Source organism: Massilia sp. BAP21, assembly GCF_057801335.1.
Genome location: NZ_CM173596.1, coordinates 567,311 through 592,003 on the forward strand (window position 1 = coordinate 567,311; position 24,693 = coordinate 592,003).

General features: G+C 66.3%; 16 protein-coding genes. 6 read left to right on the plus strand and 10 right to left on the minus strand.

The genetic code is table 11. From position 1 onward, the window contains the following. Window positions 1-14: 14 nt before the first annotated feature. From ACWYRN_RS02545 to ACWYRN_RS02555, 3 genes are all read right to left on the minus strand, one after another. Window positions 15-1,079 (minus strand): aldose epimerase family protein, encoded by a 1,065-nt coding sequence (locus tag ACWYRN_RS02545; RefSeq protein WP_488690984.1) that lies wholly within the window; start codon window positions 1,077-1,079, stop codon window positions 15-17. A 249-nt stretch (window positions 1,080-1,328) separates the two neighbouring features. Beyond that, on the minus strand, window positions 1,329-3,041 hold the full coding sequence (locus ACWYRN_RS02550; protein WP_488690985.1) for a methyl-accepting chemotaxis protein: 1,713 nt from the start codon (window positions 3,039-3,041) through the stop codon (window positions 1,329-1,331). A gap of 21 nt (window positions 3,042-3,062) precedes the next feature. Continuing rightward, window positions 3,063-3,557 carry a chemotaxis protein CheW gene (locus tag ACWYRN_RS02555; RefSeq protein ID WP_488690986.1) on the minus strand — a complete coding sequence of 165 codons (495 nt, stop codon included), beginning with the start codon at window positions 3,555-3,557 and terminating at the stop codon, window positions 3,063-3,065. A gap of 237 nt (window positions 3,558-3,794) precedes the next feature. On the opposite strand from ACWYRN_RS02555, the gene ACWYRN_RS02560 reads away from it, so the two are divergent. Continuing rightward, the gene (locus ACWYRN_RS02560; protein ID WP_488690987.1) at window positions 3,795-5,723 is read left to right on the plus strand and encodes a bifunctional diguanylate cyclase/phosphodiesterase; all 1,929 of its coding nucleotides are present in this window, start codon (window positions 3,795-3,797) and stop codon (window positions 5,721-5,723) included. 3 nt (window positions 5,724-5,726) lie between these two features. On the opposite strand, the gene ACWYRN_RS02565 is transcribed toward ACWYRN_RS02560, so the two are convergent. Both ACWYRN_RS02565 and ACWYRN_RS02570 read right to left on the minus strand, forming a co-directional pair. Then, window positions 5,727-7,349 (minus strand): M28 family peptidase, encoded by a 1,623-nt coding sequence (locus tag ACWYRN_RS02565; protein ID WP_488690988.1) that lies wholly within the window; start codon window positions 7,347-7,349, stop codon window positions 5,727-5,729. 212 nt (window positions 7,350-7,561) lie between these two features. Then, window positions 7,562-8,389 carry a glycoside hydrolase family 16 protein gene (locus tag ACWYRN_RS02570; RefSeq protein ID WP_488690989.1) on the minus strand — a complete coding sequence of 276 codons (828 nt, stop codon included), beginning with the start codon at window positions 8,387-8,389 and terminating at the stop codon, window positions 7,562-7,564. 395 nt (window positions 8,390-8,784) lie between these two features. Between ACWYRN_RS02570 and ACWYRN_RS02575 the strand changes: the two genes are divergently transcribed. The 5 genes from ACWYRN_RS02575 to ACWYRN_RS02595 all read left to right on the plus strand — a co-directional run bounded on the left by ACWYRN_RS02575 (window position 8,785) and on the right by ACWYRN_RS02595 (window position 17,065). Further along, window positions 8,785-11,883 (plus strand): TonB-dependent receptor, encoded by a 3,099-nt coding sequence (locus tag ACWYRN_RS02575; protein WP_488690990.1) that lies wholly within the window; start codon window positions 8,785-8,787, stop codon window positions 11,881-11,883. Between the two features lie 382 nt (window positions 11,884-12,265). Then, complete coding sequence (locus ACWYRN_RS02580; protein ID WP_488690991.1) at window positions 12,266-13,828, plus strand: tryptophan halogenase family protein; 1,563 nt, start codon at window positions 12,266-12,268, stop codon at window positions 13,826-13,828. A gap of 22 nt (window positions 13,829-13,850) precedes the next feature. Beyond that, complete coding sequence (locus tag ACWYRN_RS02585; protein ID WP_488690992.1) at window positions 13,851-14,558, plus strand: SapC family protein; 708 nt, start codon at window positions 13,851-13,853, stop codon at window positions 14,556-14,558. Further along, the gene (locus ACWYRN_RS02590; protein WP_488690993.1) at window positions 14,542-15,555 is read left to right on the plus strand and encodes a cupin-like domain-containing protein; all 1,014 of its coding nucleotides are present in this window, start codon (window positions 14,542-14,544) and stop codon (window positions 15,553-15,555) included. The genes ACWYRN_RS02585 and ACWYRN_RS02590 overlap by 17 nt, the downstream gene beginning before the upstream one ends. A 22-nt stretch (window positions 15,556-15,577) precedes the next feature. Next, window positions 15,578-17,065, plus strand: a complete 1,488-nt coding sequence (locus tag ACWYRN_RS02595; protein WP_488690994.1) for a tryptophan halogenase family protein — start codon at window positions 15,578-15,580, stop codon at window positions 17,063-17,065. Window positions 17,066-17,293: 228 nt separating this feature from the next. Here ACWYRN_RS02595 and fucP read toward each other — a convergent pair whose 3' ends face one another. The 5 genes from fucP to ACWYRN_RS02620 form a co-directional block, all read right to left on the minus strand. Then, window positions 17,294-18,610: an L-fucose:H+ symporter permease gene (gene fucP, locus ACWYRN_RS02600; RefSeq protein ID WP_488690995.1), complete on the minus strand. Its 1,317-nt coding sequence runs from the start codon at window positions 18,608-18,610 to the stop codon at window positions 17,294-17,296. A gap of 21 nt (window positions 18,611-18,631) precedes the next feature. Continuing rightward, window positions 18,632-19,603 (minus strand): glucokinase, encoded by a 972-nt coding sequence (locus ACWYRN_RS02605; RefSeq protein WP_488690996.1) that lies wholly within the window; start codon window positions 19,601-19,603, stop codon window positions 18,632-18,634. Beyond that, window positions 19,600-22,119 carry a glycoside hydrolase family 3 protein gene (locus ACWYRN_RS02610; protein ID WP_488690997.1) on the minus strand — a complete coding sequence of 840 codons (2,520 nt, stop codon included), beginning with the start codon at window positions 22,117-22,119 and terminating at the stop codon, window positions 19,600-19,602. The genes ACWYRN_RS02605 and ACWYRN_RS02610 overlap by 4 nt, the downstream gene beginning before the upstream one ends. 25 nt (window positions 22,120-22,144) lie before the next feature. Continuing rightward, the gene (locus ACWYRN_RS02615) at window positions 22,145-23,509 is read right to left on the minus strand and encodes a GH1 family beta-glucosidase (protein WP_488690998.1); all 1,365 of its coding nucleotides are present in this window, start codon (window positions 23,507-23,509) and stop codon (window positions 22,145-22,147) included. 99 nt (window positions 23,510-23,608) lie between these two features. Next, window positions 23,609-24,661 carry a LacI family DNA-binding transcriptional regulator gene (locus tag ACWYRN_RS02620; protein WP_488690999.1) on the minus strand — a complete coding sequence of 351 codons (1,053 nt, stop codon included), beginning with the start codon at window positions 24,659-24,661 and terminating at the stop codon, window positions 23,609-23,611. Window positions 24,662-24,693: the final 32 nt, after the last annotated feature.

A 24,693-nucleotide genomic window follows, 5' to 3' on the forward strand; every position in this document is an offset into this window, starting at 1 on the left:
GCCCGCATGGCGCGTTACTCCACCGAGAAGCGGAAGCGCGATTCGGTCTCGTAGACCTCGCCCGGTCGCAGGATCGTGTTCGGAAAGGCCGGCTGGTTCGGCGAATCCGGGAAGTGCTGGGGCTCCAACGCGAAGCCGCTGCGGTGGCCGTAGGTCTGGCCCTTGCCGCTCAGCGAGCCATCGAGGAAGTTCCCGCTGTAGAACTGCACGCCCGGCTCCTGGGTGATCAGTTCCAGCACGCGCCCCGATTGCGGGTCGACCACGCGCGCGGCCACCCGCATCGCGCCTTCCAGCGGCTTGTTCAGAACGAAGCAGTGGTCGTAGCCGCCGCCGTGGCGCAGCTGTTCGTCGTCTGCCTCGATGCGTTCGCCGATAGGGCGCGCTGCGCGGAAGTCGAAGGGCGTGCCGGCCACCGGCGCCAGCGCGCCGAAGGGAATCAGGTCGGCGTCGATGGCGATGAAATGGTCGGCGTCGATGGCGATGCGGTGCTCGAGGATGGAACCGCCGCCGGCCAGGTTGAAATAGCTGTGCTGGGTCAGGTTGACCGGGGTGGCGCGGTCGGTGGTGGCGTGGAAGTGCACCGCGAGCTCGTTGTCCTCGTCAAGGCTGTAGCGCACGGTGGCGTCCAGGTTGCCGGGGTAGCCCTGCTCGCCGTCCGGGCTGCGGTAGGTGAGCACCAGTGCCTGCCCGTCGATGCGGGCCTGCCCGTCGATGCGGGCCTGCCACTTCACGCGGTCGAAGCCGGGGACGCCGCCGTGCAGGTGGTTCTTGCCGTTGTTGACCGGGAGCGTGTATTCCTGGCCGTCGAGCGTGAAGCGGCCGCCGGCGATGCGGTTGCCGTAGCGGCCGATCAGGGCGCCGAAATACGGGCTGTCGCCGAGGTAGGGTTCCAGGGTGTCGAAGCCGAGGGCGACATCCGCGAATACGCCGTCACGGTCGGGGACGTGGATTTCGGTAATGATGCCGCCGAGGTCGAGGATTTTCACCGTCATGCCGGCGGCGTTGGTCAGGGTGAAGACGCTGACTTCTTCGCCGTTGGGGAGAGTGCCGAAGGGGGCTTGCTGGATGGGGGCTTGCACGGGGATCGGATCCTGTGGTGATGGTGGATCGATCCTAGCATGGAGCTGGCGGGGGATTGCGCAGCTTTGCCTTTGGGTAATGCAGGGCTGCGGGTAACACGTAGGGTGGGTTCTCGAACCCACCTGGCTGTACTGGCGCCTGGCGCGGTGCACTTTACGAAAACCGGGCAGTGGCGGGGGCCGGGTTATGCAGGCTGTGCAGTGGTGGGTTCGAGAACCCACCCTACCGTTCTGATTCCTTCCCAGGAATCAGAACTCTTCCCAATCGCCGTCGGCGCTGACCTTGGCGGACGGCTTGGCCGCGGTCTTGCGTGGTGCAGGCGCAGCCGCACGCGTCGCGGGTTTGGCCAGGGCCGGGCGTGCCGGCGCTGCGCGAACAACCGGCTGCACGGACGCCTCGACCGGCGCCACTGCCGAACCGTCGATGCGGAACACGCTCACCGCTTCCGCCAGCTTGGCGGTCTGCTCCTGCATCGAGGCCGAGGCGGCGGCGGCCTGCTCCACCAGCGCGGCGTTCTGCTGGGTCACCTGGTCCATCTGGGCCACGGCTTCGTTGATCTGCTCGATGCCGGCGGTCTGCTCGCTGCTGGCGGCGGTGATTTCGCTCATGATGTCGGTCACGCGGCGCACGCTGTCGACGATCTCGCTCATGGTGGCGCCGGCGTCGTTCACCAGCTTGCTGCCCGCTGCCACGGCCTCGGTCGAGTCGCCGATCAGGCCCTTGATTTCCTTGGCGGCGGCGGCCGAGCGCTGGGCCAGGTTACGCACTTCGGTGGCGACCACGGCGAAGCCCCGGCCCTGTTCGCCGGCGCGCGCTGCTTCGACGGCGGCGTTCAGCGCCAGGATGTTGGTCTGGAAGGCGATGCCGTCGATGACGCCGATGATGTCGGCGATCTTGCCGGCCGAGCTGTTGATGCGCTCCATGGTGCCGACCACTTCGCCGATCACCTGGCCGCCGCGTTCGGCCACGCTCGACGCCGCCTCGGCCAGGGTGTTCGCCTGGCGTGCGTTGTCGGCGTTCTGCTTGACGGTCGAGGTCAGTTCTTCCATCGACGAGGCGGTTTCTTCCAGCGAGCTGGCCTGCTGCTCGGTGCGGCTCGACAGATCGAGGTTGCCGGCCGCGACTTCGCCCGAGGCGGTGCCGATGGTCTCGGTACTCGTGCGCACGGTGGTCACGGTGCGCACCAGGTTTTCGTTCATGGTCTTCAGGGCCTGCAGCAGCCTGCCGGTTTCGTCGCGCGAGGTGACCTCGATGCGGCTGGTCAGGTCGCCGGCGGCAACTGTGTTCGCCACGTCCAATGCACGCGCCAGCGGACGGGTGATCGAGCGGGTATTCCACCAGGCGACCAGGATCGCCACGGCCAGCGATGCCAGCGACAGCGCCAGCATCAGCAGGCGGGTCGATGCTTCGGTGGCGCGCGCGTCGTCGGCGCGCCTGGTCGCGATCTCGCGCTGCAGCGCCAGCTGCTCGTTGACCGCGCCTTTCAAATCGCCCAGCGCCGGGCGCATCACCTCCGTCAGGAAGGCGCGCGCGCCCTGCTCGTCGCCGGCCTGGATGCGCTTGATCAGCTCTTCCTGGCCCTGCACGTACTTGTCGTTGGCGGCCAGCATGCGGTCGAGCACCGCCAGGGTGTCGGGCCTGTTCAGGTTCTTGCGCAGCTGTGCGAGCTGCTCCTGGCCGGCCTTGCGCGAGGAAGCGATTTCCTCGAGCTGCTTCTGGCGGTCGGCCGGATCGGCATCGAGCATCATGTTGCGCAGGGCAACGGCGACGTCGTTGATTTCCGCCAGCACGGCGCTGGTGGCATTGATGTTCGGGATGCTGCGGTCGGCCAGTTCGGCCGTGCCGGCGCTGACGCGCGACACCATGGTGATGCCGAAGGTCTGGCTGCCGAGCAGCAGCACGCCGATGATGCCGAAGCCGGCGGCCAGGCGCTTTGCGATATTCATGTTCGAGAGATTCATGGAAATTTTTCTTGAAAAAGGTCAGGCCGCGTCGGCCACCGTGGCCACCAGGCCCATCTCGGGCGAGGCCATCAGGCGCTCGATATCGAGCAGGATCAGCATGCGTTCGCCCACCGTGCCCAGGCCCAGCAGGTGGTCGGCATCGATGCCGCCGCCGATGCTCGGGGCCGGACGCACCTGCTCGGGCGCGAGCGTGATCACGTCCGACACGCTGTCGACCACCATGCCGATGACCTGGCGGCCGATGTTCAGGATGATGACGACGGTAAAGGCGTCGTACCCGGCCTGGCCGAGCGCGAACTTGATGCGCATGTCGACGATCGGCACGATCTGGCCGCGCAAATTGATCACGCCCTTCAGGAAGGCCGGGGCATTGGCAATGCGCGTCACGGCGTCGTAGCCGCGGATCTCCTGCACCTTCAGGATGCTGATGCCGTACTCTTCCTTGCCCAGGCGGAAGGACAGCACTTCCATTTCGTTGTTGCTTGCTTCGCTCACACTCACTCCGGTATGCATTAAGTCACTGCGAGGGCATAAATTGCCGCACGGAAAGTAGATTACGGCCTCCCCGCACGGAACTCGATGGAGAACTGTTAAGTTCGCGAAAAAAAATGTGAATCCGACGGATGTGATTGCCGAAATGCGACAGTCCTGATCGAAATGGCAACGGCGGTCCGGCGCTGCCTGCCTGTGTTTACGCGAGACAACTGCCGAGCGGGGCAACGGCGCCAATCTGCTACAGTGAGGGTGCGAATGTACCAACAACGTGACAACATGGTGTCCGCCCGCGCCGGACGCCGGACGCCGGACCAGGAAACCATGCCCGCAGCCGCTTATCCGCCCAACGAAGCCGAACGCCAGGAACTGCTCGATTCGCTCCGCCTGCTCGACACCGAAAACGAGGAGGTATTCGACCGCATCACGCGCCTGGTGGCGCGCCTGCTGAAAGTGCCCACGGCCCTGTTTTCGCTGGTCGACGCCGACCGCCAGTGGTTCAAGTCGCGCGTCGGCCTGGACGCGCTTGAAACCCCGCGCGAACAGGCTTTCTGCGCCCACGCCATCCTGCAGGACCAGCCGCTGGTGGTGCCCGATGCCACCCACGACGAACGCTTCGCCGACAACCCGCTGGTCACCGGTGCACCGAACATCCGCTTCTATGCCGGCGTGCCGATCCGCTCCTCGGGCGGCCTGCCGATCGGCACCCTGTGCGCCATCGACGACCACGCGCGCGTGCTCAGCGCCGACGAGCTGTGCATCCTGATCGACCTGGCCGACATCGTGCAGAAGGAAGTGCAATACCGCGAGCGCCTGGCCGTGGCCGGGCGCCACCTGGAGCATTCGGAGGCCGTGCTCGACGCCAGCGAGGCGCGTTTCCGCACCATCTTCGACCTGGCCAGCATCGGCATTTCCATGCTCTCGCCGCATGGCGGCTGGCTCAGCGTGAACCGCGCCCTGTGCGGCATTGTCGGGTATACCGAAGAAGAACTGATGTGCAAGACCTTCCAGGACATTACCCACCCCGACGACCTCGACATCGACCTGGCCCAGCTGGAACAGCTGCGCGCCGGCGCCATCTCCCAGTACCAGCTCGAGAAGCGCTACATCCGCAAGGACGGCGCCACGGTGTGGGTGAACCTGAACGTCAGCGCCAAGCGCGGCGCGGGCGGCGCCATCGACTACCTGATCGCCGTGGTCAAGGATATCGGGGCCCAGAAGGAAGCGCAGGCCGCGCTCGACGAACTGCATGCCGACCTCGAAATGCGTGTTGCCACCCGCACCAACGAATTGCGCGAGCGTGAGGCGGAACTGCGCAGCGTAATCGAGAACGCCAACGATGCCTACATCGGGCTGAACGAAAAAGGCGCGGTCACGGTCTGGAACCGCGCCGCCGAAGAAACCTTCGGGTTCTGCGCCCTGGAAGCAGTGGGCCGTCCGCTGGAAGCCCTGATCATTCCACCGGAACTGGTGCACGCCCACCAGGGCGGCATGCTGCGCTATGTGACCAGCGGCGTCTCCACCGTGCTCGGCAAGCGCCTGGAACTGCCGGCCGTCCGCAAGGACGGCTCGCGCCTGACAGTGGAAGTGCGCATCAACGAACTCGAGGTGCGCGGCCAGAAGATGTTCAGCGCCTTCCTGCACGATATCACCGAGCGCAAGCAGGCCGAGGCCCGGCGCGAGTTCGAATCGCGCCACGACATGCTGACCGGCCTCCTGAACCGGCGCGCCCTGATGGAAACCCTGCCGATCGCCCAGTCGCGCGCGAACCGCAGCGGCCGGAGCCTGGGCCTGCTGTTCGTCGACCTGGACGGTTTTAAAGCCGTGAACGACACCCACGGCCACGAAGCCGGCGACCGCCTGCTGAGCGAAATCGGCACGCGCCTGCGCGGCGTGGTGCGCAAGACCGACAGCGTGTTCCGCCTGGCCGGCGACGAATTCACCGTGCTGCTCGAAGGCCTGCACGACACCGGCAGCGCCTACGTGGCGGCCTCCAAGATCATCGAGGACGTCAGCCGTCCGGTGGCCGTCGATGGCGGCCAGGCCCGGGTAGGGGCCAGCATCGGCCTGGCCCTGTTCGCCCCGAACGACGGCGCCAGCCCGGAGGCCTTGATCAAGGAAGCCGACGAGCGCATGTACCAGGCCAAGCGCGCCGGCAAGGGGCGCATCTGCCCGCCGGCGCCTTGACTGTCATCGCTTGACGCTGCCGAACGGATCGCCCTTCTTCCAGGTCGGCATGGCCGGCGCGTTGGCCACCGCATAGCCCAGATTCAGGGTGAACTGGGCCTGCTGCAGCATGCCCGACAAATCCCACTCCGGACGGTACTCGTCGCTCACCTGGTGGTAATCCTTCTTGAAGCCGACCATCTGCGCGCTGGCGTGGGCCTGGTCGTGCTCGAAGGTGAAGTGGCCGTCGCCCGAGAACACCGCCGAGCCGACGTTAAACGCCGGCACGCCGGCCTTGGCGAAATTGAAGTGGTCGGCGCGGAAGTAGGCGCCCGACAGGTCGGGAATCGTCGGTGCCAGCTTGAGTCCCATCTTCTTCGCCACCACGGCCGCCGTGTCGTACAGGCTGCTGCGCTCGGCGCCGGGCACGCCGATGTCGCGCGTGCGTCCGACGAAGTTCAAACTGTCGAGATTCAGGTCGGCCGCGGTCTTCGCCAGCGGCACCACCGGATTGGCCACATACGCGGCGCTGCCGAGCAGGCCCTGCTCCTCGGCCGCCGGCCACAGGAAGACCTGGGTGCGGCGCGCCGGCTTGCGCACCGCCTCGGCCGCCATTGCCAGCAGGGCCGCGGTGCCGGTGGCATTGTCGATGGCCCCGTTGAACACGTGGTCGCCCTCGCTGCCCAGCTTTTCGTCGATGCCGAAGTGGTCCCAGTGCGCCGAGTACACCACCGCCTGGTCTTTCAGCTTCGGATCAGTGCCGGGCACGATGCCGACCACGTTGAACTGCTCGACCTGGCGCACGGCCGACTTCATCCGCACGCTGACCTTCGTCTTCAGGTCCACCGGCTGGAAGTCGCGCCGCTCGGCCTGGGCGCGCAGGGTGTCGAGATCGAAACCGGCGGCGGCGAACAACTGGCGCGCGGTGTCTTCCTGCAGCCAGCCCTCGACCCCGTTGCCCGGGCTGGCCAGGCGGAAGCGCTCGTGCGAGAAGCTGTTGGCCGGCACGCTCCAGCCGTAGGAGGCCGAGGGCGTGGTGTGGATCAGCAGCGCGCCGGCCGCGCCCTGGCGCACCGCCTCCTCGAACTTGTACAGCCAGCGGCCGTACCAGGTGTAGGCCTTGCCGGCGAAGCGATTCGGTTCCTCGACGGTGGGCTGCGGGTCGTTGACCATCATGACCAGGATCTTGCCCTTCACGTCCTGGCCCTTGTAGTCGTCCCATTTTTCTTCCGGCGCCGAGACGCCGTAGCCGACGAAGAGCAGCGGCGCATCGAACGCCACGTCCGCCTTGCCGCTGCCGGTGCCGAACACGATTTCCTGGCCCGGCTTCGGCGCGATGCGCTTGCCGCTGGTATCGAAGCTGACCTCGCCCGACACCAGGCGCGTGCCGACGATGGGCACCGGCTGACGGTAACCGCCGCCCGGCATCGGCTGCAGGCCGATCGCGGCGGCCTGGGTTTCCAGGTAACGCACCGTCAGGTCGCCGCCACGCTGGCCGGTGCCGCGGCCTTCCAGCAGGTCGTCGGCCAAAAAGGAGAGGTGGGCGCGCAAGGCCGGCTCTTTCAACAGCGGGGCTTCCTGGGCAAACGCCGGGCAGGACAGGATGAAGGCGGCGCAGGCCGTCGATACCGAAGTGCGAAGACGCATCGTGATGGTTCCATGGGGTGATGAGAATCACAACATGTTACCGCAGGTGGGTGGACACGGTCGGCCGGGCGCAGGCGTATCGACAATCACGCGCCGTACCGCGTGGACACAGGTGTCCACCCTACGAACCCCGCCTTGGTAGGGTGGACCGGGCCACGCAAGGCACCTGTGTCCACGCTGTCTCACCATGTGATCATCGCCCATCATTCCACTCAATTGGAACGCTTGTACACCCTTACCCAATCCACCAGCATCCTTTGCGGCAGCACCGTCGTCTGGTCCGGATACCCCGGCCAGTACCCGCCTACCGCCAGGTTCAGGATCACATAGAAAGGATGCTCGAATACCCACTCCCCCTTCACCTTGTCCGGCGTGGCCGTGTGGTACAGGATGCCGTCGCGGTACCAGCGAATCTGCCTTGGCTCCCACTCCACCGCATACACGTGGAAGTCGTCGGCATACGCCCCGCTCTCGAGCTTCGACGGCGCGCCAAAGGCGTGCTCGCCCGAATAGCCCGGCCCGTGCAGAGTGCCGTGCACGATGCCCGGCTCCTTGCCGATGTTTTCCATGATGTCGATCTCGCCGCAGCGCGGCCAGCCGACTGTCCTGATATCGGCGCCCAGCATCCAGAACGCCGGCCAGATGCCCTGGCTGCGCGGTATCTTGATGCGCGCCTCGTAGCGCCCATAGGTGCGCTCCTGCAGGCCGGCGGTCTTGATGCGCGCCGAGGTGAATTCCTTGCCGCCGTAGGCTTCGCGATGCGCTTCCAGCACCAGCATGCCGCCGGCCACGCGCAGGTTCTCCGGGCGCTCGGTATAGAACTGCTTTTCGTTGTTGCCGTTATCCTGGCCGCCCGGCTCGGGCACCCACTTGCTGCGGTCCAGGGCCGTGCCGTCGAACTCGTCGTGCCAGTCGATGGCCCAGCCGGCGGGAACCAGGATCGGCTGCGCCGGTGCCGGGGTCTGTGCCTGCCCTGCGCCGCCACTGAATGCCAGCACTGCGGCCAGCACCGCCGCCAGCGCCATCCACCTTTTTCGCATCCGCTCCTCCTGTTGTTGGAAACGTTACCAAGCACCTGCGGGAAATGTAACACCCGGCTGTTTCGGGTGTCAACGCACGCCGTGTTGTTGCGCCTAGCACCCAGGCCCCCGCCCCGAAGAATATTCCGTTGACAATTTTTTTTCCTAAGCCTAATATTCAATCAGAACATATGGAAACGTTTCCACAGTTTCCAAAAAAACGCCACGAAAAGCCAGGTGGCATGGAAGGAATGACGAAGCGCCGCTGCTCCGGTTCAGGGATGCAGTCGGCCTTTCGTGTTGGGCAGCGCGGCAGCAAAGACAAGGCAACGAGACAGCGGCAGGTCGGCAGACCGGGTGCGGAGACCCGGGAAGGTGTGGCTGACAATCAAATCTATAAGAAAAGAGGAGAACACATGCACTACCCTTTGGCAAAGCAGAAACTCATCAGCCTGGCCGTCGCCGCTGCCTGCGGCGCCTTCCTGGCGCCGGCATACGCCCAGGAAGCCGGCCAGCCCGCCACCAGCACCAGCGGTAGCGAAACCGGCACAAGTTCCGGAACCAACGCCGACCAGGCCAGCGGCGCCAGCCCGAATTCGGGCGTCGTCGCCGATGCCACCGCCGCACCGCAGGTGGTCCTGGTCAAGGGCATCCGTCAGAGCATGGCCTCGTCGATGAACATGAAGCGCAACGCCACCGGCTTCGTCGACGGCATCGTCGCCGAGGACATCGGCAAGTTCCCCGACACCAACCTGGCCGAATCGCTGCAGCGCATCAGCGGCGTCTCGATCGACCGCAGCATCGGCGAAGGCTCGAAGGTCACCGTGCGCGGCGTCGGCCCCGACTTCAACCTGGTGCTGCTGAACGGCCGCCAGATGCCGACCTCGAACCTGGGCGACCGCAACGGCCGCGCCTTCGACTTCGCCAACATCGCCTCGGAAGGCATCTCGCAGATCCAGGTGTACAAGTCGGCGCGCGCCGACACCCCGACCGGCGGCATCGGCGCCACCCTGAACGTGATGACCGCGCGTCCGCTCGAGCGCAACGGCCAGCAGGCCAGCATCGGCATCAAGGGCGTGCACGACACCTCGTCCGACAACCTGCCGGACGACGTCAAGCGCGGCAACAAGAAGGTCACGCCGGAAGTGTCGGGCATCTACAGCACCGCCAGCGCCGACGGCAAGTTCGGCGTCGCCATCAGCGGCAGCTACCAGGAACGCCACCTGGGCTACAACCAGGCCGCGGTGCCGGGCGGCTGGCGTGGTCCGATCCGCGCCGGCGATCCCAACGCCTGGGGCGCAATCCCGCAGGCGAACACGCCGGGCGGCGCCAACATCGTCAACCGGCCGTCGGGCGACACCATCTACTCGGTGCCGCAGAACCTGAACTATTCGATGAACGGCGTACAGCGCGAGCGCACCAACGGCCAACTGGTCCTGCAATACGCGCCAAGCAAGGCCCTGACCACGACCCTCGACTACACCTATTCCGAAAACAAGATCCACACCCGTCGCCAGGACATGTCGGCCTGGTTCAACTTCGGCCCGTCGACCAGCAGCTGGGGCAATCCGGTGGGCGGCGTCGCGCCGCCGCTGGTGTACAGCGAAACCATCGAGCCCTACCTCGACGAAGAAACCGGCCGGATCGTCCAGCCGTCGAGCGACGTGGCAATGGGCAGCGGCGACTTCGCTACCCGCACCCGCAACAAGTCGCTCGGTTTCAACGCCGTGTGGAAGGTCAATCCCGACCTGCGCCTGGAATTCGACGGCCATAAATCGACCGCCGAATCGACGCCGAACAGCCCGTGGGGTTCATCGAATACCCTCGGCACCGCCAGCTTCAGCCGCGGCACCACGACCGCCGACTTCACCAAGGACTTCCCGGTCCTGGGCATGCAGTACGTCGACTTCGCCCGCGCCGGCCAGCAGGTGACCGGCTCGACCTTCCAGAACGGCTACATGAAGGGCGAAGTCGAGCAGGCACAGGTGAAAGGCAGCCAGAAACTGTTCGAGGCATCGGAACTGAACTTCGGCCTGGGGCTGACCGAGGTGAACAACCGCTCGGCCTTCTCGAACCAGCAGCGCGAAACCTGGGGCGGCGCCACCAGCGCGGCCGACTACCCGAGCAGCCTCTGGCACCAGGAAAGCCTGCGCCAGTACTTCGACAAGATCAACGGCAGCAACGATCCGAACCTGTTCAACACCTTCTACACCTTCGACTTCGGCCAGGTGCGCCAGATCGCGGCGAATGCCTCGGGCCAGCCGGAACTCTACCTGCCGAAGACGACCTACGACACCGACCAGCGCACCCGCGAACGCTCGAAGAGCCTGTACCTGCAGTTCAATACCGACTGGGACTTCGGCCTGCCGGTCCACACCGGCATCGGCGTTCGCTACGAAAACACCCACGTGGTCTCGACCGCGCTGGTGCCGATCCCGAACGGCTACAGCTGGGACTCGAACAACGAATTCAAGGCGCAGTTCGGCGAGAAGAACTTCACCACCCTGACCGGCAAGTACCAGTACTTCCTGCCGACGGTGGACGCCGACGTCGACCTGCGCCCCGACATGAAGCTGCGCTTCGCCTATGGCGAAACGATCGGCCGTCCGCGCTGGGACCAGATCGCCGGCGGCCAGGTGATCCTCGAACTGGGACGTGTGATCGGCGGCGACGGCTCGCAGGGCAATCCTTCGCTGAAGCCGGTCCATTCGAAGAACACCGACCTGTCCTATGAATGGTATTACGGCAAGCAGAGCTTCTTCTCGATCGGCCACTTCCGCAAGAACCTGAAGAACTACGCCGGCACCTCGCAATTCGTGGCCCAGCCGTTCGACGTGCACACCCCGGTCGGCGGCGCCTTCTGGAACGAAGCGATCGCCAGCGGCTGCGGCAACGCCGACACGACCTGCATCCGCAACTACATCTTCCGCAACAAGGCCGGCCAGCCGGGCGTGACCCCGCAGGGTGTCGACGCGAGCGGCAACTCGACGGGCAAGATCGCCGGCCAGCCTGGCGACCCGGTGGCCAACTTCACGATCACCACGTTCTCGAACGAGAAACGCGCCATGTTGTACGGCACCGAACTGAACGTGCAGCACATGTTCGGCAACAGCGGCTTCGGCGTCCAGGCGAACTACACCTTCGTCGACTCGAGCCTGCGCTTCAACAACAGCAGCCTGGGCGAACAGTTCGCGCTGCCGGGACTGAGCGACTCGGCCAACCTGGTGGGTATCTACGAAAACGACAAGTGGACGGTGCGCGCGGCTCTGAACTGGCGCGACGAGTTCCTGGCGGCCACCTTCGACGATGCCGGCCCGAACCCGCAGTACCAGGAAGCCTACAGGCAGTTCGACCTGTCGATCGGTTATGCGGTCAACGACCGCCTGAGCATCCAGTTCGAAGGCATCAACCTGACCAACGAAACCCAGCGCTCGCATGGCCGCACCAAGAACCAGGTGCTGTTTGCAACGCAGAGCGGACCGCGCTACATGCTGGGTGCGCGGTACAAGTTCTGATGAGGTGAGTTGAAAGGCCACGGCGGAATATCGCCGTGGCCTTTTGCTTGATCATCCGATGGTATGCGTCGGATTGCGATGTCAACCGTAAGGTGGGCACTCCGTGCCCACGCGGAACGTCGCGTTCAGTTGACGCTCTTGCTGTCACAGAGGCGAATGCTTGTTGACGCGTCCAAATGATCATTCGTGACGCTTCGATACATACCGGGTGTGTATTCAAAAAAAGCGCCAACATGGCGCCACCTTCCGCGTGGGCACAGCGTGCCCACCGTACGGTTCACGCCGCAGGCCAGAAAAACGCCAGAAGCTCTCTGCTTTTCGTGGTTTTTTTGGCTAGACTGCAATAAACTTCAAGCAACTTCAGTTTTTTGGAAACCATTCCATGGCGAGCAGCACCATCCGCCACGTGGTCATCGTCGGCGGCGGTTCGGCTGGCTGGCTGACCGCCGGTTTGATCGCGGCCGAACACCGCGCCAGCGTGCCGGACGGCCTGCGCGTGACCCTGATCGAATCGCCCGACGTGGCGCCGATCGGCGTCGGCGAAGGCACCTGGCCCTCGATGCGCGACACCCTGCGCCGCATCGGCGTCTCCGAGTCCGATTTCTTCCGCGAGTGCGACGCCGCCTTCAAGCAAGGCTCGCTGTTCGCACGCTGGAGCAGCGACCAGGAAGGCGACTATTATTTCCACCCCTTCTCCCTGCCGCAAGGCTACGGCGAGACGGACCTGGTCGAACGCTGGCAGCAAGCCCACGCCCAGGTGCCCTTCGCCGATCTGGCCAGCTACCAGCCACACCTGTGCATGGCCGGCCGCGCGCCGAAGCAGGCGGCCACGCCCGAATTCGCAGCGGTGGCCAACTACGGCTACCACCTCGACGCCGGCAAGTTCGGCCTCTTCCTGAAGAAGCACTGCCTGGAGCACCTGGGCGTGCACTACGTGCCCGACCACGTGCTCGGCATCGTGTCGCACGAGAATGGCGACATCGCCGCCCTGCGCACCCAACACCACGGCCTGCTGGCAGGCGACCTGTTCGTCGACTGCACCGGCATGCGCTCGCTGCTGCTCGGCCAGCACTACGGCGTGCCCTTCCTGTCGCAGCAGCACGTCCTGTTCAACGACACCGCCCTGGCGGTGCAGGTGCCCTACGCGCGCGAGGACAGCCCGATCGCCTCGCAAACCACCTCCACCGCCCAGCAGGCCGGCTGGATCTGGGACATCGGCCTGCCGACCCGGCGCGGCGTCGGCCACGTGTACTCCAGCGCCCACACGAGCGACGAGGAAGCCGAACGCGCCCTGCGCGCCTATGTCGTTGCCAGCGGCGGGCCCCGGGATTGCCCGGCTCCTCGAAAGATCAGCTTCCAGCCCGGCTACCGCGAACGCTTCTGGCACCGCAACTGCGTCGCCGTCGGGCTCTCCAGCGGCTTCATCGAACCGCTGGAAGCCTCGGCCCTGGCCATGGTCGAACTCTCGGCGGCGATGATCTGCGACGAAATGCCGGTCACGCGCGAACACATGGATGTCGTCGCGCGCCGCTTCAACGAGACTTTCCGCTACCGCTGGGAGCGCGTCATCGACTTCCTGAAGCTGCACTACGTGCTGAGCCGGCGCGAGGACAGCGCTGATTGCAGCTCTTATTGGCGCGACAACCGCACGCCCGAATCGGTGCCCGAACGCCTGCGCGAACTGCTGTCGCTGTGGCGCTACCGCGCGCCGATGCGCGGCGACTTCCCGCGCATCGAGGAAGTCTTCCCGACCGCCAGCTGGCAGTACGTGCTGTACGGGATGGGCTGGCGTAATGATGCCGGCGCCACCCGCCGCGCCGACGGCGCCCTGGCCGACCGCTACTTCCGCGAGGCGGCCGACCTGACGCGGCGCATGCTGCCCGCCCTGCCCGCCAACCGCGAGCTGCAGTCCCACATCCGCGCACACGGCCTGCCGCGGACCTGACAATCACAACAAAGAGACAACCATGCCGAATCCGGTCTTACTGAACAATATCGACCACGCCGCCATGCGCGTGATCGCCACCCGCGGCGCCGCCTACGGCGACAACGTGATGTCCGCGCTGACTTACCCGGACGAGTTCCGCACCTTGCAGGCGCACTACCCGATCGTCTTCCAGCAGAACGGCGCAGGCAGCTACGATGCGCTGGCCCTGTTCGGCTTCCAGCCGGGCGAAAACCTGTTCCTCGACGGTGCGCACTGGGACGCGTCCGAGATTCCGCTGTCGATCCAGCGCCAGCCCTTCCTGATCGGCACCGACGGCGCCGAACTGGTGGTCCACGTCGACCTCGACAGCCCGCGCCTGAGCCGCGACCAGGGCGAGCCGCTGTTCCTGCCACAGGGCGGCAACACCGAGTACACCGAGCGCATGGCTTCGGTCCTGCGCGCGATCCACCTCGGCCTGGAGGGCGCGCGCAGCTTCACCGCCGCCCTGCTCCAGCACAATCTGCTCGAATCCTTCTTCCTCGACATCACCCTCGACGACGGCTCGGACAACCGCCTGGCCGGCTTCTACACCATCCACGAGGAGCGCCTGGCGGCACTCGACGGCGCGGCCCTGGCGAACCTGCACGCCGCCGGCCACCTGCAGGCGATCTACATGGTGCTCGCTTCGCTGTCGCAGTTCCGCGCCCTGATCGACCGCAAGAACCGACGCCATGCCGGACAGCGCTGAACCCATCCGCGAGATCGACGCCGGCGGCCCCGGGGTCCTGAGCGATGCGCTGTTGACCTCGACCGAGCCGGTGGTGCTGCGCGGCCTGGTGGCGCGCTGGCCGCTGGTGCGCGCGGCGATCGCCTCGTTCGACAGTGCCGACGCCTACCTGCGCCGCTTCTACCGCGACGCCACCGTCACCGCCATGCTCGGCGCGCCCGACATCGGCGGCCGCTTCTTCTACAACCAGGATTTCACCGGCTTTAATTTCGCGCCGGTGCGGGCGCGCCTGGACACCGTGCTGGCCGAGCTGCGCGGCCACCTGCGCGACGATGTTCCGCCGGCGATCTACGTCGGCTCGACCACGATCGACACCTGCCTGCCGGGCCTGCGCGCCGAGAACGACATCGACCTGGGAAACCGCGACGCCCTGGCCAGCATCTGGATCGGCAACCGCACCCGCATCGCCGCCCACTACGATTTACCGGACAACATCGCCTGCGTGGCGGCCGGACGCCGCCGCTTCACCCTGTTCCCGCCGGAGCAGGTGGACAACTTGTACATCGGCCCGCTCGACCTGACGCCGGCCGGCCAGCCGATCAGCCTGGTCGATTTCCACCAACCGGACCTGGCGCGCTTCCCGAAGTTCGCCGACGCCATGCGCCACGCGCGGGTAGCCGAACTGGCGCCGGGCGACGCCCTCTTCATTCCGAGCATGTGGTGGCACCACATCGAGGCGCTGTCCCCGTTCAACGTGCTGGTGAACTACTGGTGGCGCCAGTCGCCGGACTACATGGACACGCCGATCAACGCGCTGATGCATGCGCTGATGAGCGTGCGCGACCTGCCGCCGGAGCAGCGCCGCGCCTGGCAGGGGCTGTTCAAGCGCTACGTGTTCGAGGCCGACGCGGAGACCGCGGCCCATATCCCGCCGCACGCACGCGGCGTATTGAACCCGCTCGACGATGCCGCCGTACGCGCCCTGCGCGCCCAATTATTAAAGCGGATGAACCGCTGAGGAGACAAGCATGGAGACGCACGTGAATAACAAACCCGTCCGCCGCGTGGTGATCGCCGGCGGCGGCACGGCCGGCTGGATGGTCGCCGCCTGCCTGAGCAAGTCGCTGGGCAAGCGCCTCGACATCAAGCTGGTCGAGTCCGACGAGATCGGCACCGTGGGCGTGGGCGAAGCGACCATCCCGACGCTGCAGAACTTCCACCACCTGCTGGAGATCAACGAGCAGGAATTCATGGCCGCCACCCATGCCACCTTCAAGCTGGGCATCAGCTTCGAGAACTGGCGCGACGTGCACCAGGACTACATCCACTCCTTCGGGAATACCGGCATCGACCACTGGACCGCCGGCTTCCAGCACTTCTGGCACAAGGGCCGCGAGCGCGGCCTGGCCGGCGACTACGGCGACTACTGCCTCGAACACCGCGCGGCCCAGCTGAACCGCTTCGCCCACCTGCCGAAGCAGATCATCAACTACGCTTACCACATGGACGCCGGCGCCTATGCGCGCTTCCTGCGCCGCTTTTCCGAGCACTACGGCGTGCAGCGGGTCGAGGCGAAGATCGTCGACGTGGTGAAGGACGCGCAGGCCAATACGATCCGCTCGATCAGGCTCGATTCCGGCACCGAACTGGAAGGCGATCTGTTCATCGACTGCAGCGGTTTCCGTGCGCTGCTGATCGGTGGCGCGCTGGGCGTGGAATACGAGGACTGGTCGCACTGGCTGTTCAACGACAGCGCCGCCGCCGTGCAGACCGCGTCCAGCGGCGAAGCCGTGCCCTACACCCGCTCGATCGCGCGCGAAGCCGGCTGGCAGTGGCGCATCCCGCTGCAGCACCGGGTCGGCAACGGCCACGTGTTCTCGAGCCGCTTCATCGACGACGAAGCGGCGATTGCCACGCTCAACCGGCACGTCACCGGCGAGCCGCTGATGCAGCCGCGCGTGATCCGCTTCCAGCCGGGGCAGCGCAAACAGGTCTGGGTCGGCAACTGCGTCGCCATCGGCCTGGCCAGCGGCTTCCTGGAACCGATCGAATCGACCAGCATCCACCTGATCCAGCGCGGCATCGTGCGTTTGATGCAGATGTTCCCGTCGAACGGCATCCGCGCCAGCGACGTGGCCGAATACAACCGCCAGGCGGCGGACGAGATCGCGCACATCCGCGACTTCATCGTGCTGCACTACAAGGTGACGAATCGCCGCGACACGCCCTACTGGCGCGCCTGCGCCGAGATGGACGTGCCGGCCTCGCTGCAGCACCGCATCGATCTGTTCCGCGAGACCGGGCGCGTGTTCCGGGCGCCGAACGAACTGTTCGCCGAGAACTCGTGGATCCAGGTGATGCTGGGACAAGGGATCATGCCGGACGGGCATCACCAGACGGCGGACTTGATGGGGGATGCGGAGCTGAAGGGCTTCCTGGACAACATCAGCGGGACGGTGAACCGGACCGTGGCGCAGTTGCCGCCGCATGAGGCGTACGTGCGGCAGTATTGCGGCGTCGCCAAATAAAACCCGCGGCTTGAACCGTATGGTGGGCACTCCGTGCCCACGCGGAACGTCGCACAGCGTTACAGCATGTTCGTGGCATAAAGAAAGCGCCGCGTTATCGCTTCAGAAGCGGTAACGTGGCGCTTGTTTTTCGGCCGGATCAAACGTCAACATGACGCGACGTTCCGCGTGGGCACAGCGTGCCTAGCGCGGCCCGGCCCACCGTACGGTTGACGCTACAGACTCCGGTTACTGCGCGGTGCCTTCGCGGTGCAGCCCCGCATACTTCACCCCGAAGAACAGGATGAACAGGTAGCACGCCGCCGGCACCAGGAAGGAAATCTGCAGCCCGATGCTGTCCGCCATCCAGCCCTGGATGAACGGCACGATCGCGCCGCCGACGATCGCCATGCACAGGATGCCCGAACCCTGGCCGGTGTGACGGCGCAGCCCATGCAGCGCCATGCTGAAGATGGTCGGGAACATGATCGAGTTGCACAGGCCGACGGCGACAATCGCCCACATCGCCACCGAACCTTGCGTGAAGGTCGCCAGCAGCACCAGCGCGATCGCACCCAGCGCGTTGAAGGCCAGTGTCTTGCCCGGGCTGACGTAGCGCATCACGGCAAAGCCGATGAAGCGGCCGATCAGCGCGCCGCCCCAGTACATGCTGACGTACTTGGCCGCCGCCGCGTGGTCCAGGCCCGCGATGTGCGACTCGCCCAGGAAGTTGACCAGGAAGCTGCCGATACTGACCTCGCCGCCCACGTACACGAAGATCGCCACCGCGCCCAGCACCAGGTGACGGTAGCTCCAGGCCGAACCCTTGCCGGCCACGGCGGCCGCCGCAGGACCTTCTTCATGGTTGATCTTCGGCAGGCGCGCCAGTGCGAACAACACCGCCAGGACCGCCAGCGCCGCGGCGAGCGCCAGGTAAGGCCCCTGCACGGTAGCCGCTTCCTGCGCCTTGTAGGCTGCCTGCTCGGCCGCCGTCATGGCCGCCAGCTGGTCGGCGCCGACCGCGGCCGCCGACAGGATCAGCATGCCGCCCAAGAGTGGGCCGATGGTGGTGCCGAGCGAATTGAAGGCCTGCGTCAGCGTCAGGCGGCTGGACGCGGTGCGCGCCGGTCCGAGCACGGTGACGTAAGGATTGGCCGCCACCTGCAGGATCGTGATGCCGCTGGCCAGCACGAAGAAGGCGAACAGGAACAGCGCATAGCCGCTCTGCGCCGCCGGGTAGAACAGCGCGCAGCCGCTGGCGGCGATCAAGAGGCCGGTCACGGCACCGCGCTGGTAGCCGATGCGGCGGATCAGGCCGCCGGCGGGAATCGAGACGATGAAGTAGGCGCCGAAGAAGCAGAACTGCACCAGCATCGCCTGCACATAGGTCAGCGTGTAGATCGATTTCAGGTGCGGGATCAGGACGTCGTTCAGCGAGGTCAACAGCCCCCACATGAAGAACAGGATGGTGACGATGACCAGCGGGCCGGTGTTCGATTTGAACTCGCCCTCGTGTGCGGCAGCGGCGCCCTTGTCGATGCGTGGACTGCCTGCGGTGTGTTCCATGTTGCCTCCTTCAGTGCTTCTTTATTGTTGGTTGGCGATGTGCGCGGACAGCATGGCCGCCACGCCTTGCAGCGCCGGGTAAGGTTCGGTAATCAGCCAGGTCGGAATGCGCGCGAGATAGGGCGACAGGCGCCCCTTGTCTTCGAATCGCCGCCGGAACGAAGACTGCGCAAACAAGGATCCCAGGCGCGGCACGATGCCGCCGCCGATGTACATGCCGCCGGTGGCACCCAGGGTCAGGGCGACATTGCCGGCAACGCTGCCGAGGATACCGCAAAACGTCTCGACCGTACGAATACAGGCGTCGCATGAACCGTCCAGTGCCTGGCGCGTGATGTCGGGTGCGGCCAGCGAATCGCCCGACAGCACTCGGTGGATCGCTTCCAGGCCGGAGCCGGACAGCAGGCGCTCGGCCGACACATGGCCGTATTCTTCCTGCAGGCGTTCGAGGATGACGAACTCGTCGCGCGTGCAGGGCGCAAAGCTGGCGTGCCCGCCTTCGCCCGCCAGCGCGGTCCACTGGCCACCGGCCGGGATCACGCCCGACACACCCAGGCCGGTGCCGGGGCCGACCAGGCCGATCGGACGTCCGCTCAGATCCATGCCGCCGCCCGCATCCCCTCCTATACGTTCGCGCTGGTACGGCTGCAGATAAGGCAGCGACATCGCCAGCGCCGCGAAGTCGTTCACCACCAGCAGCGTCGCCAGAGCACGCTCGTCGCGCAGGCCGGCAATCGAAAAGCTCCAGTGGTGATTCGTCATGCTGACCCGGTCTTCCTCGACCGGATTCGCGATCGCGATCGCCGCGTGGCGGATGCCGTCCACGGCAAAGCCGCGCTTCCCCGCCGCGCCAAGGTAGCTGTGCATGGCGCCGGCCAGCGTCGCGTGGCCGGCGCAGGGCAGCACCTCGATGCAGTCGAAGCGGCCTTCGTGATGCAGGGCGAAGCGCGCGTTCGTGCCGCCGATGTCGGCGACCAGGCTGGGCATGTTCATTTCAGTTCCTCGCAGCGCACGGCATCCGCCTCTTTCGCGCCGCCGCCCAGGATGTCGATGTTGGTGAACGAGGCCGTGAAGGCAGCGCTGCTGCCCACCACGAACGGCGCCTCGACCCGCGCCAGGTTGGCGCCGCGCGCGCTGAAGCAGGCCAGAGGAATCTTGACGGTCTGCTTGCCCTTGCCGGCCAGGCGCGCGAACAGCGCGGTGGCGTCGAGCGGCGTGCCGCAGGCGGCGTTGGCGCCGCAAGCCATGGCAACCGTCACCTTGCCCGCCGGCGCGGCGCTGACGATGGTGTCGAAGCGCAGCGCGCCATCCGCCGCAGCGGCAGGCGGCAGCACCATGGCTTTCGTGCCGCGCGCCTCGATGCTGGCAGGCCCGGTCCAGGTGACCTGCTTCGCATCCTGCTGGGTGTTGATCTGCGACGTCTGCACGCTGACGTTCGGCAGCGTGAACGTGGCGTTCAGGTCGGCGCCGAGCGGCTTGAATTCGCCGCCGCTCCTGATCGCCAGCGGGAAGCTGGCGCGGTCGGCCTGGCCATACACCGGGAAGCTGTTGCTGACGCCGCAGCCGCCGGCCGAATAATTCGCATCCAGTTGGCCGAGTTGCGAGCGCGTGCCCGTACGCAGGCCGTAGCCGAGCTTGAACAGCGGATCGTAATTGGCGCTGCCGGCGTTCAAATCGGTCTGGCAAACGGTCTTCGGCCACGAGAACGACAGCGTACCGGTGAAGTCATACCGTTTCGGCCCCGCGACCAGCAAATCGGCCACGCCCTTGCCTTCGCTGCCCGGCAGCCAGGCGGCGACAAAGGTGTCGGACAAATTCATCAGGTCGTTGACCCAGAGCGGGCGCCCGGCCACGAACACGGTGACCACCGGCTTGCCCTTGCCGGCAACCGCCCGCAGCACGGCCAGGTCTTCCGGATGGCGGCCGCTGTGGCGCAGCGTGCCGGTCGGGCCGATGTCGCCGTCGCCTTCGGCATACGGGGTTTCGCCGATCACGGCCACCACCGCGTCGAAGTCGGCCACGTTCACCCCCGCCCCATCGGCGCTGTAGCTCACGTTGGCGGCGCCGGCTGCTTCGCGGATGCCGGCCAGGATGCTGTCGGCGTTCGGGAAATCGGCATTCGTGTTGGCCGTGCCCTGCCAGGTGAGCGACCAGCCGCCGGTCTGGTTCGAGATGCTGTCGGCGGTCTTGCCGACCACCAGGATTTTTTTACCTTTCGCCAGCGGCAGCGCTGGTCCCTCGTTCTTCAGCAGCACCAGCGACTGGCGCACGGCGCGGCGCGCCAGGGCGCGGTCTTGCAATGCCGCGTCCTTGCCGGCATAGGCGTTGGTCGAAGGCCGCTTGCCGAACAGCCCGGCGCGCAGCTTCACGCGCACGATGCGGGTCACGGCGTCGTCGATGCGCGCCATCGGGATTTCGCCGCTTTCTACCTGTTTGGTGGTGTTGGCGATGAAGGCCTTCCAGTCGTCCGGCACCATGAACATGTCCATGCCGGCGTTCACGGACTGGGCGCAGCTGTCGTTGCGGCAGCCCGGCACTTCGGCGATGCCGTTCCAGTCGCTGACGACGAAGCCGTCGAAGCCCATCCTATTCTTCAGGATGTCGGTGATCGCCACGCGGCTGCCATGCAGCTTGCCGTGTTCGGTGTTGGTAGCAGTGTCGGTCCAGCTGTTAAACGAGATCATGACCGTCTGCGCGCCCGCCTCCAGGCCGGGATAGTAACCCTGGCCGTGGATGTTCATCATCTGCTCGGCGCTGGCTTTGGTGACGCCGCGGTCCTTGCCCTGGTCGGTGCCGCCGTCGCCCATGAAGTGCTTGATCGAGGCAACCACGTTCGCGTCCTTGTCGAAGCGGCCCTGCAAGCCCTTCACGTAAGGACCGGCATAGCTTTTCACCAGCAGCGGGTCTTCCGAGAAGCTTTCGTAGGTGCGGCCCCAGCGGTCGTCGCGCACCACGGCCACCGTCGGGCCGAAGACCCAGGCCAGGCCGGTGGCGCGTACGGCGCGCGCGGTGGCGGCGCCGATCTCGCCGGCCAGCTTCGGATCGTGGGCCGCGCCCAGGCCGATGTTGTGCGGGTAGATGGTGGCGCCGACCACGTTGTTGTTGCCGTGGACGGCGTCGATGCCCCAGATGACCGGCACCTTGATCGCCATGTCGGTGGCCATCGAGGCGTCGTAATAGGCGTTGGCCAGCGCCAGCCAGTCGGCGGCAGTGCCGTGCTTGTTGTTGTTCGGCCAGCTGCCGCCGCCGTTCAGCACCGAGCCGAGGTAGTAGCGCTTGACGTCGTCAGGCGTGGCGGTCTTGATCTCGGCCTGGGTCATCTGGCCGATCTTCTGGGCCAGCGTCATCTTGCTCACGATCTCGGCGACGCGCGCTTCCAGTTTCGCATCCTTCGCGATCGCGCTTTTCGGCGCGGGCCAGTCGGTCAGCGCCGCCGTGGGTGCGGCAGTGGCGGGAAAGGCAAAGGCGACGGCCAGGGCCAGTACAGACAGGTGCAGCTTCTTGTTCATCTCGTCTCCGTGTTTTTATCGTGCGTTAGTCCTGGCGCAGGAAGCCGCGGTACCACTTGCCGCTGTCCTTGAGCGTGCGTTGCTGGGTGTCGTAGTCGATGTGCACCAGGCCGAAGCGGCGGCCATAGCCCTCGGCCCACTCGAAGTTGTCGACCAGGCTCCAGGCGAAATAACCCTTCACCGGGACGCCGCCGTCAATCACGTCGCGCAGCGCCGCCAGGTGGCGCTGCAGGTAGCGGCGGCGCTCGGTGTCGTTGACGCTGCCGTCTTCGCCCACCACGTCGTCGTAGCAGGAGCCGTTCTCGGTGATGTACATCGGCCCCGGATGATAGTCGTTCTCGATGCGCGCCAGCAGTTCGGCCAGGCCCTCGGGCGCGACTTCCCAGCCCAGGGCCGTGGTCTCGACGTCTTGCGGCGGCAGCACGCGCACCGACAGCGGGCCCTCGCCCGGCGCATCCTGGATGGTCTCGGGGAAGTAGTAGTTCACGCCCAGGAAGTCGGTCTGCACGGCGATGGCGTCCAGGTCGCCCGGGTGCACTGCCGGCGCCGCATCCTTGATGAGATCGAGCGTGGCCTGCGGATAGCCGCGGCCGTACAGCGGGTCGAGGAACCAGCGGTAGCGCAGGCCGTCGTGGCGCAGCTTGGCCGCCTGGTCCTCGGGGCTGTCGCTCGCTGCCCTCAGCGGGTGCAGCGACAGCGACAGGCCGACCTTCGCATCCGGCACATTCGCGCGGATCAGCGGCACCGCCTTGCCGTGCGAAAGCAGCACGTGGTGACAGACCTGGAGCGCGGTGGCGAAGTCGGTGTGGCCCGGCGCATGCAGGCCTTCCCAGTTGCCGATGAAGGCGGTGCACCAGGGTTCGTTGTGGGTGATCCAGTGCTGCACGCGGTCGCCCAGGCGGCGCGTCATGGCATCGACGAATTCGAGATACGCGTCGACCGTGCTGCGCTCGGCCCAGCCGCCGCGGTCCTGCAGGAATTGCGGCAAGTCCCAGTGGTAGAGCGTGGCCCAGGGCTGCAGGCCGCGTTCGAGCATGCCGTCGACCAGGCGCGAATAGAAATCCAGGCCTTTCTGATTGGGCTTGCCGCCGACCTCGGAAAAGATGCGCGGCCAGGCGATCGAGAAGCGGTAGGCGTTCAGGCCCATGTCGCGGCCGATGTCGAAGTCCTCGGGCCAGCGGTGGTAGTGGTCGCAGGCCACGGCGCCGTTCGCGCCGCCCTTCACCTTGCCGGGGGTGGCGGCGAAGCGGTCCCAGATCGACTCGACGCGGCCGTCTTCGAAGCCGGCGCCTTCGATCTGGTAGGACGAGGTGGCGCAGCCCCAGAGGAAGTCGGAAGCGAATTCGCTGCGCGCGGGCGGGTGCTGGTCTGTGCTGTTCGTTGTCGTCATGGTCTCGGTTCGGTGGACAATAGTCGAATGTTTTGGAAAGCTTTCCATATTCATCTCAAAAAAAAGCGCCAGGCCGGCGCCTTTTCCGTCTGTTCGTGTTCATGCGGCCTTTGGGCGGCGTGCGCGTTTGGCCACTGCGCCCACCTCGCCCGCCTGCGCCAGCGAGGCGCGCAGCGTTACCGACACCGGGAAGCTGCGCTCGACCGGGCGCTGCAGGTCGTAGCAGCGGTTCAGCAGCGCGTTCAGGCCGTTCAGGGTCATTTCACGCCAGGGCATGCGTACCGAGGTCAGGCGCGGCGCAGAGAACTCGGCGCTCGGGGTGTCGTCGTAGCCGATCACGGACAGATCGTGCGGCACGCGGATGCCCGCTTCCTGGAAGTAGGACAGCGCACCGACCGCCATCTCGTCGTTAGCGCAGAACAGCGCGCTGCACGGGTTGCCCGATTCGATCAGGGCCTTTGCCGCGGCCCAGCCGCCGGCCGGCGAGAAGTCGCTCTCGGCCACCCACAGCTTGCCGGTGACGATGCCGGATTCTTCCAACTCGGCCTTGAAGCCTTCCACGCGCTCGACGTTGTCGATCAGGCTGGCCGGGCCGGCGACAATCGCGACGTTTCGGTGGCCGTGTTCGAGCAGCGTGCGCGCCGCCAGGCGCCCGCCGAGGCGGTGGTCGACCATGAAGCACTGGTCGGGGATGCCGGCGAAGCTGTGGTTCAGCGCCACCAGCTGGCGGCGCTTGGCGCCCAGCGCGGCAATGTCTTCTTCGAGCAGGGCGCCGGTCATCACGATCAGCCCGTCGCAGCCGCGCTCGAGCAGGAAGTCGATGCCGTCGATCGCCTGGCGCCGGGCGTCGCCCAGGCCGACGCCAAAGGCGACCACCATGTGCAGGCCGGCGGCGCGCAGTTCGGTGTCGATGATCTGCAGGATGGGCGTATAAAAGGTGCCGGAGAGGACGGGAATGTAGACGCCGATCATGCGGCTGGAGCCGGACAGCAGCGCGCGCGCGGCGTGCGAGGGCCGGAAGCCCAGCTCGTCGATCGCCTTTTTCACGCGCTCGAGCGTCGCCGGCGAGACCGAACCCTTGCCGCTGACCACGCGCGACGCGGTTCCCAATCCCACGCCTGCCAGGCGCGCTACGTCTTTGATCGTTGCCACTTAATTCCTTCGTCTATCGTTGTTGTCGTCAG

Excerpts from the sequence above, each read along its gene's own strand:
- ACWYRN_RS02550 (WP_488690985.1), bottom strand. The coding sequence starts at position 3,041 with ATGAATCTCTCGAACATGAATATCGCAAAGCGCCTGGCCGCCGGCTTC.
- ACWYRN_RS02555 (WP_488690986.1), bottom strand. The coding sequence starts at position 3,557 with ATGCATACCGGAGTGAGTGTGAGCGAAGCAAGCAACAACGAAATGGAA.
- ACWYRN_RS02560 (WP_488690987.1), top strand. The coding sequence starts at position 3,795 with ATGTACCAACAACGTGACAACATGGTGTCCGCCCGCGCCGGACGCCGG.
- ACWYRN_RS02565 (WP_488690988.1), bottom strand. The coding sequence starts at position 7,349 with ATGCGTCTTCGCACTTCGGTATCGACGGCCTGCGCCGCCTTCATCCTG.
- ACWYRN_RS02570 (WP_488690989.1), bottom strand. The coding sequence starts at position 8,389 with ATGCGAAAAAGGTGGATGGCGCTGGCGGCGGTGCTGGCCGCAGTGCTG.
- ACWYRN_RS02575 (WP_488690990.1), top strand. The coding sequence starts at position 8,785 with ATGCACTACCCTTTGGCAAAGCAGAAACTCATCAGCCTGGCCGTCGCC.
- ACWYRN_RS02580 (WP_488690991.1), top strand. The coding sequence starts at position 12,266 with ATGGCGAGCAGCACCATCCGCCACGTGGTCATCGTCGGCGGCGGTTCG.
- ACWYRN_RS02585 (WP_488690992.1), top strand. The coding sequence starts at position 13,851 with ATGCCGAATCCGGTCTTACTGAACAATATCGACCACGCCGCCATGCGC.
- ACWYRN_RS02590 (WP_488690993.1), top strand. The coding sequence starts at position 14,542 with ATGCCGGACAGCGCTGAACCCATCCGCGAGATCGACGCCGGCGGCCCC.
- fucP (WP_488690995.1), bottom strand. The coding sequence starts at position 18,610 with ATGGAACACACCGCAGGCAGTCCACGCATCGACAAGGGCGCCGCTGCC.
- ACWYRN_RS02605 (WP_488690996.1), bottom strand. The coding sequence starts at position 19,603 with ATGAACATGCCCAGCCTGGTCGCCGACATCGGCGGCACGAACGCGCGC.
- ACWYRN_RS02610 (WP_488690997.1), bottom strand. The coding sequence starts at position 22,119 with ATGAACAAGAAGCTGCACCTGTCTGTACTGGCCCTGGCCGTCGCCTTT.
- ACWYRN_RS02615 (WP_488690998.1), bottom strand. The coding sequence starts at position 23,509 with ATGACGACAACGAACAGCACAGACCAGCACCCGCCCGCGCGCAGCGAA.